Origin of the sequence: Pseudonocardia oceani, from assembly GCF_019263585.2 — a bacterium.
GTDB classification, from domain to species: Bacteria; Actinomycetota; Actinomycetes; order Mycobacteriales; family Pseudonocardiaceae; genus Pseudonocardia; species Pseudonocardia oceani.
The window spans coordinates 966,824-982,468 of record NZ_JADQDF010000001.1; the positions used below are offsets into that span (position 1 = coordinate 966,824).

General features: G+C 74.6%; 13 protein-coding genes. 7 read left to right on the plus strand and 6 right to left on the minus strand.

Annotated elements, in window-relative coordinates; translation table 11 throughout:
• The first annotated feature begins 78 nt into the window (after window positions 1-78).
• Window positions 79-996: a LysR family transcriptional regulator gene (locus I4I82_RS04850; protein WP_218595299.1), complete on the plus strand. Its 918-nt coding sequence runs from the start codon at window positions 79-81 to the stop codon at window positions 994-996.
• A 30-nt stretch (window positions 997-1,026) separates the two neighbouring features.
• On the opposite strand, the gene I4I82_RS04855 is transcribed toward I4I82_RS04850, so the two are convergent.
• Complete coding sequence (locus I4I82_RS04855; protein ID WP_218595300.1) at window positions 1,027-1,824, minus strand: cytochrome P450; 798 nt, start codon at window positions 1,822-1,824, stop codon at window positions 1,027-1,029.
• Between the two features lie 199 nt (window positions 1,825-2,023).
• The gene (locus tag I4I82_RS04860) at window positions 2,024-2,626 is read right to left on the minus strand and encodes a TetR/AcrR family transcriptional regulator (protein WP_218595301.1); all 603 of its coding nucleotides are present in this window, start codon (window positions 2,624-2,626) and stop codon (window positions 2,024-2,026) included.
• Window positions 2,627-2,711: 85 nt separating this feature from the next.
• Between I4I82_RS04860 and I4I82_RS04865 the strand changes: the two genes are divergently transcribed.
• The gene (locus I4I82_RS04865; RefSeq protein ID WP_218590469.1) at window positions 2,712-3,524 is read left to right on the plus strand and encodes a crotonase/enoyl-CoA hydratase family protein; all 813 of its coding nucleotides are present in this window, start codon (window positions 2,712-2,714) and stop codon (window positions 3,522-3,524) included.
• Window positions 3,525-4,174: 650 nt separating this feature from the next.
• On the opposite strand, the gene I4I82_RS04870 is transcribed toward I4I82_RS04865, so the two are convergent.
• Entirely contained in the window at window positions 4,175-5,167 is a 993-nt protein-coding gene (locus I4I82_RS04870; protein ID WP_218595302.1) for an LLM class flavin-dependent oxidoreductase, read from the minus strand.
• Window positions 5,168-5,432: 265 nt separating this feature from the next.
• Here I4I82_RS04870 and I4I82_RS04875 point away from each other — a divergent pair, with 265 nt between their 5' ends.
• The gene (locus I4I82_RS04875) at window positions 5,433-7,385 is read left to right on the plus strand and encodes an acetoacetate--CoA ligase (protein ID WP_218595303.1); all 1,953 of its coding nucleotides are present in this window, start codon (window positions 5,433-5,435) and stop codon (window positions 7,383-7,385) included.
• Window positions 7,385-8,128, plus strand: coding sequence for an LLM class flavin-dependent oxidoreductase (locus tag I4I82_RS04880; RefSeq protein WP_218595304.1), 744 nt, complete (start codon window positions 7,385-7,387; stop codon window positions 8,126-8,128). The genes I4I82_RS04875 and I4I82_RS04880 overlap by 1 nt, the downstream gene beginning before the upstream one ends.
• A 4-nt stretch (window positions 8,129-8,132) precedes the next feature.
• Here I4I82_RS04880 and I4I82_RS04885 read toward each other — a convergent pair whose 3' ends face one another.
• From I4I82_RS04885 to I4I82_RS04895, 3 genes are all read right to left on the minus strand, one after another.
• On the minus strand, window positions 8,133-8,411 hold the full coding sequence (locus I4I82_RS04885) for a hypothetical protein (protein WP_218592979.1): 279 nt from the start codon (window positions 8,409-8,411) through the stop codon (window positions 8,133-8,135).
• 179 nt (window positions 8,412-8,590) lie between these two features.
• Entirely contained in the window at window positions 8,591-10,291 is a 1,701-nt protein-coding gene (locus tag I4I82_RS04890) for a sigma-54-dependent Fis family transcriptional regulator (protein WP_218592980.1), read from the minus strand.
• Window positions 10,292-10,353: 62 nt separating this feature from the next.
• A complete protein-coding gene (locus I4I82_RS04895; RefSeq protein ID WP_218592981.1) occupies window positions 10,354-11,523 on the minus strand; it encodes an LLM class flavin-dependent oxidoreductase in 1,170 nt (389 codons plus the stop codon).
• Window positions 11,524-11,614: 91 nt separating this feature from the next.
• Between I4I82_RS04895 and I4I82_RS04900 the strand changes: the two genes are divergently transcribed.
• From I4I82_RS04900 to I4I82_RS04910, 3 genes are all read left to right on the plus strand, one after another.
• On the plus strand, window positions 11,615-12,175 hold the full coding sequence (locus I4I82_RS04900; RefSeq protein ID WP_218592982.1) for an NUDIX hydrolase: 561 nt from the start codon (window positions 11,615-11,617) through the stop codon (window positions 12,173-12,175).
• A 43-nt stretch (window positions 12,176-12,218) separates the two neighbouring features.
• A complete protein-coding gene (locus tag I4I82_RS04905; RefSeq protein ID WP_218595305.1) occupies window positions 12,219-12,911 on the plus strand; it encodes a DUF4230 domain-containing protein in 693 nt (230 codons plus the stop codon).
• A gap of 67 nt (window positions 12,912-12,978) precedes the next feature.
• Entirely contained in the window at window positions 12,979-14,832 is a 1,854-nt protein-coding gene (locus tag I4I82_RS04910; protein WP_225920513.1) for an FAD-dependent oxidoreductase, read from the plus strand.
• Window positions 14,833-15,645 lie beyond the last annotated feature (813 nt).

Here is a 15,645-nt window from a genome sequence, read left to right on the forward strand (position 1 = left end):
GCGTTCCCGTCCGACGCTAAGCAGGGCCGCCCCATAACACCAATGCCAAGTTTCGGATGTACTGATAACGTCCGCGTTATGGACCTGCGCGCACCGCTGCGACGCCTCGAGATCTTCTGCCTGGTCGTCGACGAGGGCGGGGTGACGCGCGCGGCCGAGCGGCTGATGGTCGTGCAGCCCGCGGTGTCGGCGCAGCTGCGCGCGCTGGAGAAGTCGCTCGGCGCGGTGCTGTTCGCGCGCAGCGGCAACACCCTGGCCCTCACCGAGGCCGGCGAGCGCGTCTACGTCTGGGCCAAGGAGGTGCTCGCGGGCTGCGTCCAGGTGCAGCGCGACGTCGACCAGCTGGCGGCGGGCCAGGCCGGCTCGCTCGTCGTCCACGCGAGCATGGCGGTCGGCACCTACCTGCTGCCGCCCGTGCTGACGGCGCTGCGGGCCGACCGCGCGGGCGCCCGGATCACCGTGCACGTCGGCGAGCCCGCGGTGGCCATCCGCGCGGCCGAGATCGGCAGCGCCGACTTCGCCGTGACGACGCTGCTCGACACCGCCACCCCGGAGACGCTGACCGCGACCCGGCTGTGGGAGGAGCCGATCGTGCTCGGCGTCGGGCCGGACGGGCCGGAGGTGGGCGAGAGCGTCAGCCTGGCCGAGATCGCCGCGATGCCGCTCGTCGCCGCCCCGCAGGACGTCGCCTTCGACCGGATGCTCCGCGCGCAGCTGCACCGGGTCGGGGCACCGGAGCTCGACGTCATCATCCGGCTCGGGCACGCCGAGGCGATCAAGCAGGCGGCCGTCGAGAACGGGTGGGCGTGCCTGCTGCCCGCCTACATCATCGCCGACGACCCGCCCGGGCGGATGCGCGGCGTGCCGATCCGCGACGCGCACCTCGTCGAGGGCATCGGGCTCTACCACCGGCCGACCAAGTACTTCTCGCCGCTGCAGCAGGCCGCCCTGGACGCCCTGCGGGCCCGCGCCCTGGAGCGCGCCGCGGCGGGCTGACCTCGCGGCCGGGGCCGGCCCGCCGGCGGGTCAGGCGCGCACGCGGACGGGCAGCGTGCGCAGCGAGGGGAACATCAGCGACGGGGACCGGGCGGACTCCCCCGCGGCCTCGACCGCGGAGAACCGGCGGACGAGGCCGAGCACCGCCTCCTGCAGCTGCACCCGGGCCAGCGGCGCGCCCAGGCAGTGGTGCAGCCCGCCGCCGAAGGAGGTGTGGCGGCCGGCGTTCGGCCGGGCCGGGTCGGGCACGGCGGGGTCGGGGAACACGCTCTCGTCGAGGTTCGCCGACCCGGCCACGCACAGGACGGTGGCCCCGGAGGGCACCACCGTGCCGTCGGAGGCGGTGTGGTCGGCGGTGAGGATCCGCGGGATCGTCTGCACGGGGGCGCGCAGGCGCAGCGTCTCCTCGACCACGCCCGGCACGAGCGCGGTGTCCGCGCGCACCCGGTCGAACAGCCCGGGCACGGTCGTGAACAGCTCGATCGCGTTCGAGATCGACGTCCTCGTCGTCTCGAAGCCCGCGTCGAGGACCGTGTGCAAGAGCGAGAGGACCTCGTCGCGGGACAGGTCGCCCGCCTCCTCAGCGTCGAGCAGGCGGCGCACGAGGTCCGTGGGCTCGGTCGTGCGGCCGAGCAGCCCGTCGAAGTAGTCGAGGTAGAACTGCGCGACCTCGTCGAGGCGCGCGCGCTGCACGTCGGGCAGCGGGAACGGCGAGAAGATCATCAGGAAGTCGGTCTGCGCCTCGAGGACGGCGGCCCAGTCCTCGTCGGGCATGCCGATCAGCAGGCGCAGCACGCCCTTCGGCACGCGGGCGGCGAGGTCGGACATCGGCGTCTCTTCTCGTCGGGCCCGGCAGCGCCGGACGGCATGCGCACGGGCGGCCCGACGGGCCGGCACGGTCCGGGTGCGCGCCCCGCTCGCGGGTCGGCGGTCCTGCGGTCCGTCGTGACGCAGACCACGCTAGGCAGCGGCATCCCATAGCACCAGTACGTGACTTGGCATGAGCCGATCACGCATCCGTGATGCGTCAGGGCAGCCGGGCGGTGACGGCCCCCAGGGCCATCGCGGCGACGCGGTCGGCGAAGCCGTCGGCCGTGGGCGCCCCGCCGGGCGCGAGCGGGCGCACCAGCGTCTCGGTCATGACGCCGACGACCGCGGCGGAGGAGACAGCGACGTCGTGCGCCGCCACTGCGCCCTCGGCCACGGCGACCGCGACGAGATCGGCCAGCACCTCCCGGAACGCCTCCTTCAGCTGGATGCGCAGCTCCTCCACGGCGGTGCCCGCGGGCTCGAACATCAGCGCGTACGCCAGCGGCCCGGCCTGCAGGGACCGCTCGCAGAAGCCGCGCACCGCCACCGCGAGGCGCGCGAGCGCCGGCTCCCCGTCGGCCGCGACGACCTGCCGCATCACGCCGAGCTCGCGCCGGACGACCTGCTGGTAGATCTCCGCGAACAGCTCGGCCTGCGAGGGGAAGTGCGTGTAGAGCGAGCCGACGCCGACCCCCGCGCGCAGGGCGATGAGCGACATCTGGGCCCCGCGGAACCCGCCCGACCGGATCACCTCGACGGCCGCCGCGAGGATCCGCTCGCGCGCCTCGTCACGTCGGCGGGCGGTCGAGGCGCGGGGCACGGCTTGACTGTACCCGAACCGTGAATCAGGATTCACGGAAGTCGGTGCGGCACCGCGGCCGGCCCCGTCGCCCCAGGAGGAACCCGTGATCAGGACCGAGAAGGACGGCGACGTCTGGACCGTCGTGCACAGCCGCTACGACGAGGCGCGCAACGCGATGGACCCCGACAGCGCCGACGCCCTGGTCGAGGCGATGCTGGAGTTCGACCGCGACCCGACCGCGTCGGTCGCCGTGCTCTGGGGCGAGGGCGGCGCGTTCTGCGCGGGCTGGGACCTCAGGTACGCGAGCACCCTGGACGACCGCGACCGGTTCCACGACGAGTTCGTCGCCGAGCTCAACTTCCCGATGGGCGCGAACCCCGCCCCGCGCGGGCCGCTCGGCCCGACGCGCCTGGAGCTGTCGAAGCCGGTGATCGCCGCCGTGGAGGGTCCGGCCGTCGCCGGGGGCATGGAGCTCGCCCTGTGGTGCGACGTCCGCGTGATGGCATCCGACGCCTACTTCGGCGTGTACTGCCGCCGCTGGGGCATCCCGCTGCTCGACGGCGGCTCCGTGCGCCTGCCCCGGCTCGTCGGCCAGGGCCGCGCGATGGAGATCATCCTGACCGGACGGCAGGTGCCGGCCGACGAGTCGCTGCGCATCGGGCTGTGCGAGCAGGTCACCGAGCCGGGCGGCGCCCGGGCCGCGGCCGAGGCGATGGCCCGCGACATCGCCCGGTTCCCCCAGGCGGCCGTGCGCGCCGACCGCCGCTCCGCGATCGAGAGCTACGGCCTGCCCGTCCGCGAGGCCATGCGGCGGGAGTGGGCCAACGGGGTGGAGGCGCACTACGCGGAGGGGGCGTCGGGCGCCGGCCGGTTCGTGGGCGGCCGTGGGAGGCACGGGGACTTCAGCGCGATCTGACCCGCGCCCCCGCGCGCTCCCGGCTGCCGCGCACGTTTCCCGCTCCCGCGCGCCCCCGGGAACGCGCGGGAGCTGGTTCGGCGCGCGGGAACCTGCTCCGCGCGCGGGAATCGGCTCGGCGCGCTGGAGACGTCCGACCCCGCTCGGGGACGCCGGACGAGCCCACGGCGCCGACTGCACGCGCGCGTGAAGGCGACCCGCAACCACGGTCCACGGTTGCTGCGGACCTCTCTCGCGCGCGTTCCCGGTTGCCGCGCGCATTCCCCGCTCGCGCGCGCTCCCGGGGCCGCGCGGGAACAGGTTCGGCGCGCGGCAACCGGTTCGGCGCGCGGGAACCCCGCGCGATGCCGTCGCCCCGGTGACGTCAGACGAGCACCTGCGGCGCCGAGTGCGAGCACGCACCCCCGCTGCGGCCCCAGCCACCGGTCCACGCCTGCCGCCGACGACTCCCGCGCGCGTTCCCGGTTGCCGCGCGCGTTCCCCGCTCCCGCGCGCCCCCGGGGCCCCGCGGGAGCCGGTCCGGCGCGCGGCAACCCATTCCGCGCGCGGGAACCCCCGGCGACGCCGGGCGATCGCCCGCAGGCCCGGAAGCGACCGAGCACCGCCGTCCGGGGACGGCGGTGCTCGGGGCGATCAGTGCGGGGCGGGCCTCAGGAAGCGTCGACCTTCGGCATGATGTCGTTCTTGATGCGCTTCAGGTCGTCCAGCGTCTTGGACACCGGCACGTCCGCGAACGGCGGCCAGATCAACGGCATGTCCAGACCGGCCTCCTTGTAGGCCTTGAGCCGGTCGGTGATCTGCCCCTGCGAACCCACCATCAGGTTCGTCACCTTCCCCGCCGGGGACTGGTCCACGTCCTCATCGGTGATCACCGTCCACAACATCGTGCAGATGTCGAGATCATCCACCGACCGCGAGGTGTCCAGCTCGTCGAGCTCACGCTGGATCTCGGTGCGCCAGCGCCCGATGTCCTCCGGGGAGTCCTGGATCCCGATCCACCCCGACAGGTCGTACTTCGCGATCCGCATCGCCGACCGCTTCGGATCCTTCAACCCGGAGAAGTAGATCGGCGGCCCCGGCTGCTGCACCGGCTTCGCCCCGAACCCACACGACTCGAAGTCGGCGAACTCCCCGTGGTACTCGAACAGCTCGTTGCCCCAGATCCCCTGCATGATCTCGATCGTCTCGCGCACGTGCTTGTGCCGCTTGGGGAAGATGTGCGCCGCACTCGCCGCCGCGAACTCCTCGGGCATCCACCCCGACCCCACACCCACGTTCAACCGACCGTGGGACAGGTGGTCGATCGTGGCCAGCTCCGCGGCCAGCACACCCGGCGACCGGTACGGCGTGTCGATGATGCTCATGCCGATCCGGACCTTGGTCGTCTTCGCGGCCAGCCACGGGATCAGCGGCATCCCCTGCAACCACTCACCCCGCGCCGACACCGGCAGGGCCTTGGGCAGGCCCTCCATCATCCCGAACGAGTACTGCAGCTCCTGACGGTCCGAGGCCTCCGGGACCACGATCCGGTCCAGCGTCCAGACCGAGTCGAAGTCCAGGTCCTCGGCCAGCTCGGTGAGGTCCTCCAACTCCTTCACGGTCACCTTGTCACGGAAGTTGGGCAGGTAGAGAGCGAGCTTCACGGGGTACGGCCTCCTTGCCGGGCACTGTGGACGACGGGCCGGCGCAGATCTCGGACCGGCACGTGTGCGCACGTGTCGGCCCGACACGCACGGTTGGGGATGACCTTAACGGGCCGCGTGACCGCGGTCACGAGAAGATCGTGTCGGGTGCGGGCCGGTCGTCGTCGACACGGTGGTCCCCGTCGCGTCCCCCCTCTAGGTTGGCCCGCAGGAGAACCGTCCGGCGGCCACCGTCGCCGGCGCCCGCACGGTGAAGGCGATGTGCATGACCGACACGATCTGGAGTCCGACGCAGGCCCGCATCGAGGGGTCCGCGCTGCGCGCCTACCTCGACTGGCTGCAGGAGCGCGAGGGGCGGCCGTTCCCCGACCACGACGCCCTCTGGGCCTGGTCGGTCGAGGACGTCGGCCGGTTCTGGGTCTCGCTCGTCGACTACTACGGGGTCGAGTTCTCCGCGCCGCACACCGAGGTGCGCACCGCCGACCCGATGCCGCGCACCCGCTGGTTCACCGGGGCCACGCTGAACTGGGCCGAGCAGGCGCTGCGCCGCGGCGCGGGCGACGCCGTCGCGCTGGTCTGCGTCCAGGAGGGCGGCCTGCCCGCGCGCGAGATCACCTTCGACGAGCTGCGCCGCACGGTCGCGGCCGTGGCCGGGTGGCTGCGGCGCGCGGGCGTGCGCCCCGGGGACCGCGTCGGGGCCTACCTGCCCAACACCGAGCACGCGGTGATCGGCGCGCTCGCCGCGGCCGCGGTCGGCGCGGTGTGGGCGTGCTGCTCCCCCGACTTCGGCGCCGAGGGCACCACCGGCCGCCTCGCCCAGCTCGAGCCCACGGTCCTGATCGCGACCGACGGCTACCACTGGAACGGCAAGGAGGTCGACCGCGCCGACGTCGTGGCGCACCTGCGCGAGAACCTCACGACGCTGCGTCACGTCGTCCACGTCCCCTGCGTGTTCGACCGCCCGCACCCCGAGGGCGCGACGCCGTGGGACGAGGTGGTGGCGACCGAGGCGCCGCTCGAGTTCGAGCAGGTCGAGTTCTCGCACCCGCTGTGGGTGCTGTTCACCTCCGGCACCACCGGCCTGCCCAAGGGCCTGGTCCACGGACACGGCGGCATCACGCTGGAGGGCCTGAAGTGGTCGGGCCTCTACGCCGGGATGCGGCCGGGCGAGCGGCTGTTCGCGTTCACCTCCACCGGGTGGGCGCTGTGGAACATGCAGGTGAACGTGCTCGTGCAGGGCGCCGGCATCGTCCTGTACGAGGGCAGTCCCGGCCACCCGGCCGGCGCGGTCTGGGAGGTCGCGGCGCGCACCGGGGCGCAGGTCGTGCTCGTCGGCGCCGCGGTGATCACGGCGACGGCGGGCACCGGCGTCCGGCCGGTGCAGGAGCACGACCTGAGCCGGCTGCGGCACGTCATGGTCAGCGGCTCGGCCCTGCCCGAGGCGGGCTACCACTGGGTCATGGACAACGTGAGCCCCGACGTGCGCATCGACTCCACGAGCGGCGGCACCGACGTCTCGGGCGCGTTCGTCGGCGCCAACGAGTACACGCCGGTGCGGCCGGGCCGGATCGGCGGGCGGCTCGCGGGCGTCGACTGCGCGGCGTGGGACGAGGACGGGAACCCGGTCGTCGAGTCGGTGGGCGACCTCGTGATCACCCAGCCGATGCCGTCGATGCCGGTCCACCTCTGGAACGACCCCGACGACGCCCGCTACACCGAGTCCTACTTCGACACCTGGCCCGGCGTCTGGCGCCACGGCGACTGGGTCACGATGCACGCCGACGGCAGCGTCTCGGTGCACGGCCGCTCGGACTCCACACTCAACCGGCAGGGCGTGCGCCTGGGCAGCAGCGACTTCTACGACGTGCTGGAGACCCTGCCGGAGATCGCCGAGACCCTCGTCGTCGGCGTCGACCTCCCCGACGACGGCTACTGGCTCGGGCTGTTCGTCGTGCCGACGCCCGGGCAGGACCTCGACGACGCGCTGAAGCAGAAGATCGTCACGACGCTGCGGACGCGCCTGACGCCGCGGCACGTCCCGGACGAGATCGTCGAGGCGCCCGCCGTGCCGCACACCCTGTCGGGCAAGCGGCTCGAGGTGCCGATCAAGAAGCTGCTCAGCGGCCGGCCGCTGGAGAAGGCGGCCAACCTCGCCTCCGTCGACGACCCCGACGCCCTGCGCTGGTACGCGCGCTTCGCCGCCGACCGGCTCGACTGATGCGCCTGGGGGCGACGCTCACCCACCTGTCCGACGCGCCGCCCCACCCGGTCGCGGAGTGGGCGCGGCGCCTGGCGGGTGCGGGGTTCGAGAGCCTGTGGACCCCGCAGATCATCGGGCGCGGCCCGCTGGTGCCGGACCCGTTCGTCACGCTCGCGGCGGCGGCCGCGGCCACCACCGGCGTGGCACTGGGGACGGCCACGCTGCAGGTGCCGCTGCACCACCCCGCCGATCTCGCGCACCGGATCCTCTCGCTGGTGGCCGTGTGCGGCGACCGGCTGTCGGTCGGCGTGAGCCCCGGCTCGACGCGCGACGACTACGCCGCGCTCGACCGCCCCTACCCCGCCCGCTTCCGCACCTTCGACGAGAGCGTGGCCCGGCTGCGGGTCCTGCTCGCCGACGGCCGCGACGAGCACGCGGTCCTCGCCCCCGCGCCGCCGACGGGCGCCCCGCCGGTCCTGCTCGGCTCGTGGGGCGCGAAGGTCGAGCGGGCCGCCCGCGAGTTCGACGGCTGGCTGGCGTCGGCCTACCGCACCACGCCCGACGAGATCGTCGCCGCGCACGCGCGGTACCGGGCGGCGGGGGGCCGGCGGGCGGTCGTGTGCGCCGTGCCGGTGACCGGCGGCCCCGGCCCCACCGGCGAGGTGCTGCACCGCTACGCCGAGGCCGGCTTCGACGAGGCGGTCGTGCTGATCGGACCGGACGGACCCGGTCCCGAGGAGGTCCGGGCCGCCTTCCCGTGAACCGTCAGGCGTCGGTGGAGCGGTGCACGCCGATCAGCCGGTCGACCGCGGTGACCACGGCGAGCGCCTCGGTCACGATCTCCCGCGGCAGCGTGGCGACCTGCCGGCCGACGGCGTCGAGCAGGGAGGCCTGCGCCTTGCCCAGGTCGCCGCGGAACGGGTCGGTGCGCGCGTCGTGCCGGGCGGAGATGCGGAGCATCTGCGCGGTCTCGGCGATCGCCGCACCGTTGGCGCGGGTGTAGGCCGCGCGGCGCTGCGCCGGGGTGAGTTCGGCAGAGGACACGGCAGGGCCTTCCGGTGGACGGCATCGGCCCGGTGGCCGGGCGCCCTTCCCCGGCGCCCGGTCACCGGAGACCCGACCCTACGGCAGATCGAACATCAGTTCGACACCCCCGCCGGGTGACGCGCACCCCACGTCGGTCCGTAGTCGGCCGACAGCGCCGCGCTCAGCGGGCACCCGACTCAGAGCCGGTAGGTGCGGATCTTCGAGTAGAGCGCCGTGCGGGAGATGCCGAGCTCACGGGCGGCGAGGGACTTGTTGCCGTCGTGCGCGCGCAGGACCGACGCGATGACGCCCGCCTCGGCCCGCTCGATCGGGCTCAGCGCACGGCGCTCGGCGGCACCGCGGACCTCGGCGGGCAGGCCGGCGAGGACGATCGTCGGGCCGTCGGCGTCGCGCGCGGCGTCGCGCACCACCCGGGCCAGCTCGGCGAGGTTGCCGGGCCAGTCGTAGCGGCGCAGCGCGGCGTGGGCGTCCGCGGCGAAGGACAGGTCCCGGCCGTGGCGGGCCAGCTCCGACCGGGCGTGGGCGACGACGGCGTCGGGCCTGCCTCGTAGCGGCGCCAGGTGCACCGTGGCCGCAGCCAGCCCGTCGACCAGGCGCATCACCGGCGGTGGGGCCGCGGCGCCGTCGGTGACGGTGGCGGTGGCGGTGAGGCCCAGCGGCGGGCACACGCCGGCCGCGTCGAGGACGGCGCAGACGGCCGCCGCCGCGGCGGCGTCGAGCAGGTCGACGTGGTGCAGCAGCACCGGCGACGGGTCGTCGAGGGCCGCGCGCAGCCGGTCGACCCACGCCGCGGGGTCGAGCACGCAGGTCGCGGCGTCGAGCACGACCGGGTCGGCGTCGAACGCGCCCGTGAGCAGCGTGCGCTTGCCGGTGCCGGGCTCGCCGAGGACGACCACCGGCCCCTGCGCGACCAGCGACCGGGCGCGGCGCGCCGCCGCCTCCCACTCGCTCCCCGGTTCCGCCGCGACCGGGCGCCGGGTGCGGCGCGGTGGCACGGGCGGCGACTCGGGCGACGCCGGACCCTCCGTCACCGTGACGACCGCACCGGCCGGTGCCCCCGCCTCCCGCACGAGCCGGACCCGCGCGGTGAGGTCGGCCGGCAGCGCGATCCGGGCGTCGTCGCCCGCGCCGCGCAGAGCGCGGATCTCGTCCCAGAGGTCGAGGCGGTCGAGCCCGAGGTCGGCGGCCTGCGGGTTGGCGATGATCAGCCCGTCACCGACGACGGCGACGGGCCCGCCGCCGCGGCGCTGCTCCTCCAGGAACGCCGAGAGCAGGTGCCGCTCCCGCGCCGACGCCGCGTCGTAGAGCGCGGCCCGGATCTCCTCGACGAGCTTGCGCACCACGACCGCGAGCAGTGAGTTGGTGTCGGCGGCGCGGCAGGTGACGTTGACCGCACCGACGATCCGGCGGGTCACCGGGTGCCGCACGGGTGCGGCCACGCAGGTGACGTCGTGGAAGCGCTGGACGAAGTGCTCCGACCCCCGGACGACGGCCAGCCCGCCGGTCTCCAGCGCGGTGCCCAGGCCGTTGGTGCCGACGAACTCCTCGTTGAAGCAGAAACCCTCGACGACCGACAGGCCGTCGAGGGTGTTCCGCAGCATCGGCTCGGAGACCCACCGCCACACCACGCTGCCGGACGCGTCCGACAGCGCCAGGCACGAGCTGTCGCCGACCAGCAGGTCGGCCATCCCGGTCATGATCGGGACGGCGACCCGGGCGAAGTGGGTGTCGAGGTCGGTCTCGAGGTAGGGGACGTCGACGTACTCGGGGTCGACGCCGCTGAACCGCGAGCGGCGCCAGGACGTGAGCACCTCCGCGCGCACGTCACGGGGCTCCTCCCCCGCCTGGAAGCGCTCCCAGGTGCGCACGGTCGTCATCGACCCCCCTCTCGGCCCCCCATCCTGACCCACCGCACCGCGCGGGGCCAGGTTCGCCGGGATCAGGCGCGGGCGGCCTTCTCCTGCTCGTACTTCTTCGTCATGTGGTCGACGGCGTCGAGCTGGGTCTGGGCGTGGGCCGTGCGGGTCGCGCTCGCCCGGTCCTTCGCCGCCACGGTGCTCTCGGCCTGGCCCTGGAACTCGGGGAACACGTTCTGCGCGATGAGCTCATAGGAGCGGCGGGTGGCCTCCGGGTTGGCCCACTCGTGGCCCAGCAGCAGGAACGCGCCGAATCCGCCGGACTGGTCCTTCAGCTTCTGGACCTGCGCCTTGGCGTCCTCGACGGTGCCGATCGCGCCGATACCGGCCTCGTTGATGAAGTCGATCATCTCCTTCACGTCGCCGCCCGCGACGGCCATCTGCGGGAACGCCGCGACCTTCTGGAAGTAGTGGAACCAGTGCTCGATGCCGTGCTCGACCTCGCGGTAGGCCTGCTCCTTGGTCTCGGCGATGTGCATCAGCCCGACCAGGCGCCAGCCGGAGCGGTCCGGCACCGGGCGGCCGAAGTGCGCGGCCTGCTCCTCGACGACGTTCCAGTGGTGCGCCAGCGCGTCGAACCCGTCCTGGGTGAGCGTGGCGCCGATCGAGAGCAGGCCCGTGCCGTACTTGCCGGCCAGGCGCGGCCCGGTGGGCGAGGCGACGGCGGCGACGGTGATGTCGAAGCACGGGTCGGTGTAGGGGCGCAGCTGCAGCTGGGCGTCGACGAGGTTGTGGGTGCGGGTCTGCTTCGTGACGGTCTCGCCGGCGAGCAGGCGCGTGATGATGTCGAGGTTGTCCTCCATCAGCTCGCGGGTGTCGGTCGGGTTGAGCCCGATCATCGAGGAGTCCGTCGGGAGCGAGCCGGGGCCACAGCCCAGCATCGAGCGCCCGCGCGTCAGGTGGTCGAGCAGCACCATGCGGTCGGCCACCCACAGCGGGTTGTGGTAGGCGACGGACGTGACGCCGGTGCCCAGCCGGATCTGCCGGGTCCGCTCGGCGGCGGCGGCGATGAAGATCTCGGGCGAGGCGATGATCTCGCTGCCCGCCGAGTGGTGCTCACCGATCCAGGCCTCGTCGTAGCCCAGCCGGTCGAGGTGCTCGACGAGCTCGAGGTCGCGCTGCAGCGCGAGGGTCGGGTTCTGGCCCGGCTTGTGGAAGGGCGCGAGGAAGGTGCCGAAACGCAGACGGCTCACGTGTGCTCCTGCTGGTCGATCGGCGGCCGCGGTCCCGACCGCTCTGTGGCCCCAGCATGACCCGCGTCACGCGCGCCGGACTGTGCGGAAAGTGGACACCTCCGGCCCGTCCGGCGAAGCCGCGTTCCGGGTACCCCCCGGCGTGGACCTCAACTTCTGCATCACGTGCGCCGCTCCCCTGAGGGCCCGCGACGACACCGAGTACGTGTGCGACAACGGCCACCCGTACTGGAACGAGCCGCGCGCGAGCACGTGCGTGGTGCTGCTCGACAGCGACCGCGTGCTGGTCGCCGAGCGCGGCGTCGAGCCCCGCAAGGGGAGCTACATCTTCCCCGGCGGGTTCCTGCATTTCGGGGAGGACCCGCGCGACGGGGCGCGGCGCGAGATCCGCGAGGAGACCGGCCTGACCTGCGGCGAGCTGACGCTGCTCGACGTCCACAACCTGCGCTACCAGGAGAACGAGGCCTCGCTGAGCATCGTGTTCCTGGCGCAGGACTGGGCGGGCGCCCCCGCCGCGGACGACGACGCCGCCGCGCTGGTGTGGCAGCCCCTCGACGTGATCGACGGCGACCGGTTCGCGTGGCCCTTCCCGGGGCTCACCGATCGGATCCGCGGAATCACCGGGGCGGGGGCCGGCGTTGGACACTCCTGACCACCCGCGCCATGACGCCCAGGTCCACGACGAGGGGGAACCCGTGCCGCACCAGGTGCTCGACGCGACCACCACCACCGCTGCGGCCCCGCGCCGGCGCCGTGCGTGGCGCCTCGCCGTGGCCGCCGTCGCGGTCGCGGTCGCCGTGCCCGTCGGGGTGCAGGTGGCGGGCTCGCTGCCCGGCTTCGGCCCGCCGGAGCAGACCGTGATCGACCGCAGCCCGGCCCCGCTGCTCCTCGCCCTGGCCGACCTGTCGGAGTACCACGCGGCCACCGGCACGTTCCAGGCCGTCGTCGACCTCGAGCGCGACACCCCCTGGGTCCCGTCCGTGATCAGCGGCGAGCGCACGACGCTGCTCGCCACCGGCGGCGTCGACGCGGTCGTCGACTTCGGCGGGCTCGGCCCCGACGCCGTGCGCCCGTCGGCCGACCGCCGGTCGGTCACGATCACGCTGCCCCCGCCGCGCCTGGCCCCGGCCACGCTCGACCCGGCGCAGACCCGCGTGCTCGACCGCGACCGCGGCGCCGTCGAGCGGATCGGCGGCGTGTTCGCCGACGACCCGGTGGACGACGCGGCGCTCTACCGGCTCGCCGCGCAGCGCATCGATGACGCCGCCCGCGGCAGCGACCTGCTCGCCCGTGCCGAGACCGGCACCCGCGACATGCTCACGGGCCTGGCCGGGTCGCTGGGCTACGAGCGGGTCGAGGTCGTCTTCGACGCCGTCCCCGCCGATTGACAGGAGAGTTTCTCTACGCAACTCTGGTGCTCGCAGGGCTACCGGACGAGCGTGAGGAGCCGACGGCATGGGTGACGCGCAGGCGCGGAGCACCACGATCCTCGTGGAGGCCGAGGCCTTCGACGACCACGGCGGCTGGACGCTCGACTCCCAGTTCGAGTCCGTGATGGGGTCGCCGTACCTGCTCGCCCACGGACTGGGGCGGCCCGTCGCCGACGCCACGACCGTCGTCGAGGTGCCGGAGGCGGGCGAGTACGGCGTCTGGGTCCGGACGAAGGACTGGATGCCCGAGGGCCACCCCGGCCGCTTCACGCTGTCGGTCGGCGGCACGGCGCTCGGGGCCGAGTTCGGCGCCGACGGCCGCGACTGGGCGTGGGCCTCCGGCGGCACCGTCCGGCTCGACCGCGGCCCGACGACGCTGGCCCTGCACGACCTCACGGGCTTCGACGGGCGGTGCGACGCGGTCTACCTCTGCCGCGACGGGTCCGCCCCGCCCGACGAGCCCACCCGGGAGTGGCGCCGGAACCTGCTCGGGCTGCCGTCCGAGCCGTCCGACGCGGGCGCGTTCGACGTCGTCGTCGTCGGGGGCGGGGTGTCCGGCTGCGCCGCGGCGCTCGCGGCGGCGCGCCTGGGCCGCCGGGTCGCACTCGTCCAGGACCGTCCGGTGCTCGGCGGCAACGCGAGCACCGAGGTCGGCCTCACGCCCCAGGGCCGGTCGAACCCGCTGATCGCCGAGCTCACGACCCGCTCCGACGACGGCGACCTGCTCGCGCGGAAGGTCCTCGAGGCCGAGCCGACCCTGACGCTGTCGCTGGAGCAGCGCGTCGTCGGCCTCGCGATGGACGGCTCGCGGATCGTCTCGGTCGACACCCGCGACGCCCGCACCGGGCACGAGCACCGCTACCGCGCGCCGGTGTTCGTCGACTGCACCGGCACCGCCCTGCTGGGCCTGCTCTCGGGCGCCCGCACCCTGTTCGGCCAGGAGTCCCGCGCCGAGTACGGCGAGCCGCTGGCACCCCGCCGCCGGGTCGAGGCGCACCACGGCCACACCGTCTTCTTCCGCACCCGCCGCGCCGAGGGGCCCGTCCCGTTCCCCGACGTGCCGTGGGCCCGGGCGGTGGCCCGCGACTTCGCGAAGCTCACCGGCCAGCTCGCGCGGCCCGGCGTCGACAACGCGCCGGGGCCGGTGGCCGGCCGGGGGCCGCGGGCCTGGTTCGCGCGAACCGGGAAGAAGGGCGCACCGGGCCGCGCGACCGTCGGCAAGGTCCTGCGCAAGCTGCCGGAGCGAGTGCGCATGCGGCTGAACATGGAGCGGTTCCCGGCCACGCACTTCTGGGAGTACGGGCAGTGGCTCGACCCCTACACCGACGGCGAGCACATCCGCGACCACCTCCTCGCCGCGCTCTACGGCACGTTCTCCAACGTCAGGCGCCGCGAGCCCGACGCCTGCGCCGACCTGGAGCTGGAGTGGGTCGGGTTCGTCGCGGGTCAGGGCGAGTTCCGCCGCTACCTGGGCGACCACGTGCTCACCGAGAACGACATCCGCGACCACACCGCCTTCCCCGACGCCGTCGTGCAGAACTCCGGCGCGTTCTGCCTGCACCACGCCGGGCACCGCCGGTACGACTTCCGCCTGCGCGGCTGGACCTGGGACACCCGCGACGGCAAGCCCTACGACATCCCGTTCCGCTGCCTCTACTCCGCCGACACCACGAACCTGATGATGGCCGGCAAGCACATCAGCGTCACCCACATCGCGGGGTCGTCGACGAAGTTCATGGCCAACGGTGCCCAGCACGGGATCGCCACGGCCGCGGCCGCGCACCTCTGCGTCGCGCACGGCACCACGCCGCGCGGGGTCTACGAGGAGCACCTCGACGAGCTGCGGGCGGTGGTCGCCGGCCTGACCGGGGACGCCTGAGCATGCGTCCTCCGCGAGCCCGCTGTCGTGTGCGGCAGCGCGGTCGGGGTCCTGCCGGTCTGGCGGGGCGGCGGGGCGGCGGGGCGGCGGGGCGGCGGGGCGGCGGGGCGGCGGGGCGGCGGCTCGTGAGCGGCCGTCCCGCGCGCGTTCCCGTCTGCCGCGCGCGTTCCGGGCTCCCGCGCGCCTCCGGGGGCGCGCGGGAGCATGTTCAGCGCGCGAGAGCCCGTTCAGTGCGCGGGAGGGTGGCGGAGGTGATGGCGGCAGCCGCGGCGGGCACCGCGGGGGGCGCGGTTGGGCATGATCGTCGCGAGTGTGACGTCGCGGCCCTCCCGACGACCCTGACGGCGCACTCTCGCCGATCAAGGGCGGTTGGCCCGGCGGCGGCGGAGGCTCGTGAGCGGCCGTCCCGCGCGCGTTCCCGTCTGCCGCGCGCGTTCCGGGCTCCTGCGCGCCTCCGGGGGCGCGCGGGAGCATGTTCAGCGCGCGGGTGGGGTGGGCCGCGTCAGCCCCGGCGCAGGTGCAGGAGCGGGAACGGACGCCCCTCCCCGTCGCGCTCGGGCCGCCCGACCCGGACGAAGCCGTGCCACTCGTGGAAGGCGAGCGCGCCGTCGGACCCCTGCGCGACCGTGAGCGCCGGCGCGGGCAGCGCCGCCGTGCGGACCTGCTCCCCGATCCCGTCGATGTCGGACGGGGTCAGGAAGTCGTGCGTCGCCTCGACCGCGCGGCGCCAGATCCGCAGCAGTGCGGCCGGTCGCCGTCCGCGGCGGTGCGCAGGGTGATGCCGTCGTCCACGGCGGCCAGCGTGCCAGGGAC

Excerpts from the sequence above, each read along its gene's own strand:
- I4I82_RS04850 (WP_218595299.1), top strand. The coding sequence starts at position 79 with ATGGACCTGCGCGCACCGCTGCGACGCCTCGAGATCTTCTGCCTGGTC.
- I4I82_RS04855 (WP_218595300.1), bottom strand. The coding sequence starts at position 1,824 with ATGTCCGACCTCGCCGCCCGCGTGCCGAAGGGCGTGCTGCGCCTGCTG.
- I4I82_RS04875 (WP_218595303.1), top strand. The coding sequence starts at position 5,433 with ATGACCGACACGATCTGGAGTCCGACGCAGGCCCGCATCGAGGGGTCC.
- I4I82_RS04880 (WP_218595304.1), top strand. The coding sequence starts at position 7,385 with ATGCGCCTGGGGGCGACGCTCACCCACCTGTCCGACGCGCCGCCCCAC.
- I4I82_RS04890 (WP_218592980.1), bottom strand. The coding sequence starts at position 10,291 with ATGACGACCGTGCGCACCTGGGAGCGCTTCCAGGCGGGGGAGGAGCCC.
- I4I82_RS04910 (WP_225920513.1), top strand. The coding sequence starts at position 12,979 with ATGGGTGACGCGCAGGCGCGGAGCACCACGATCCTCGTGGAGGCCGAG.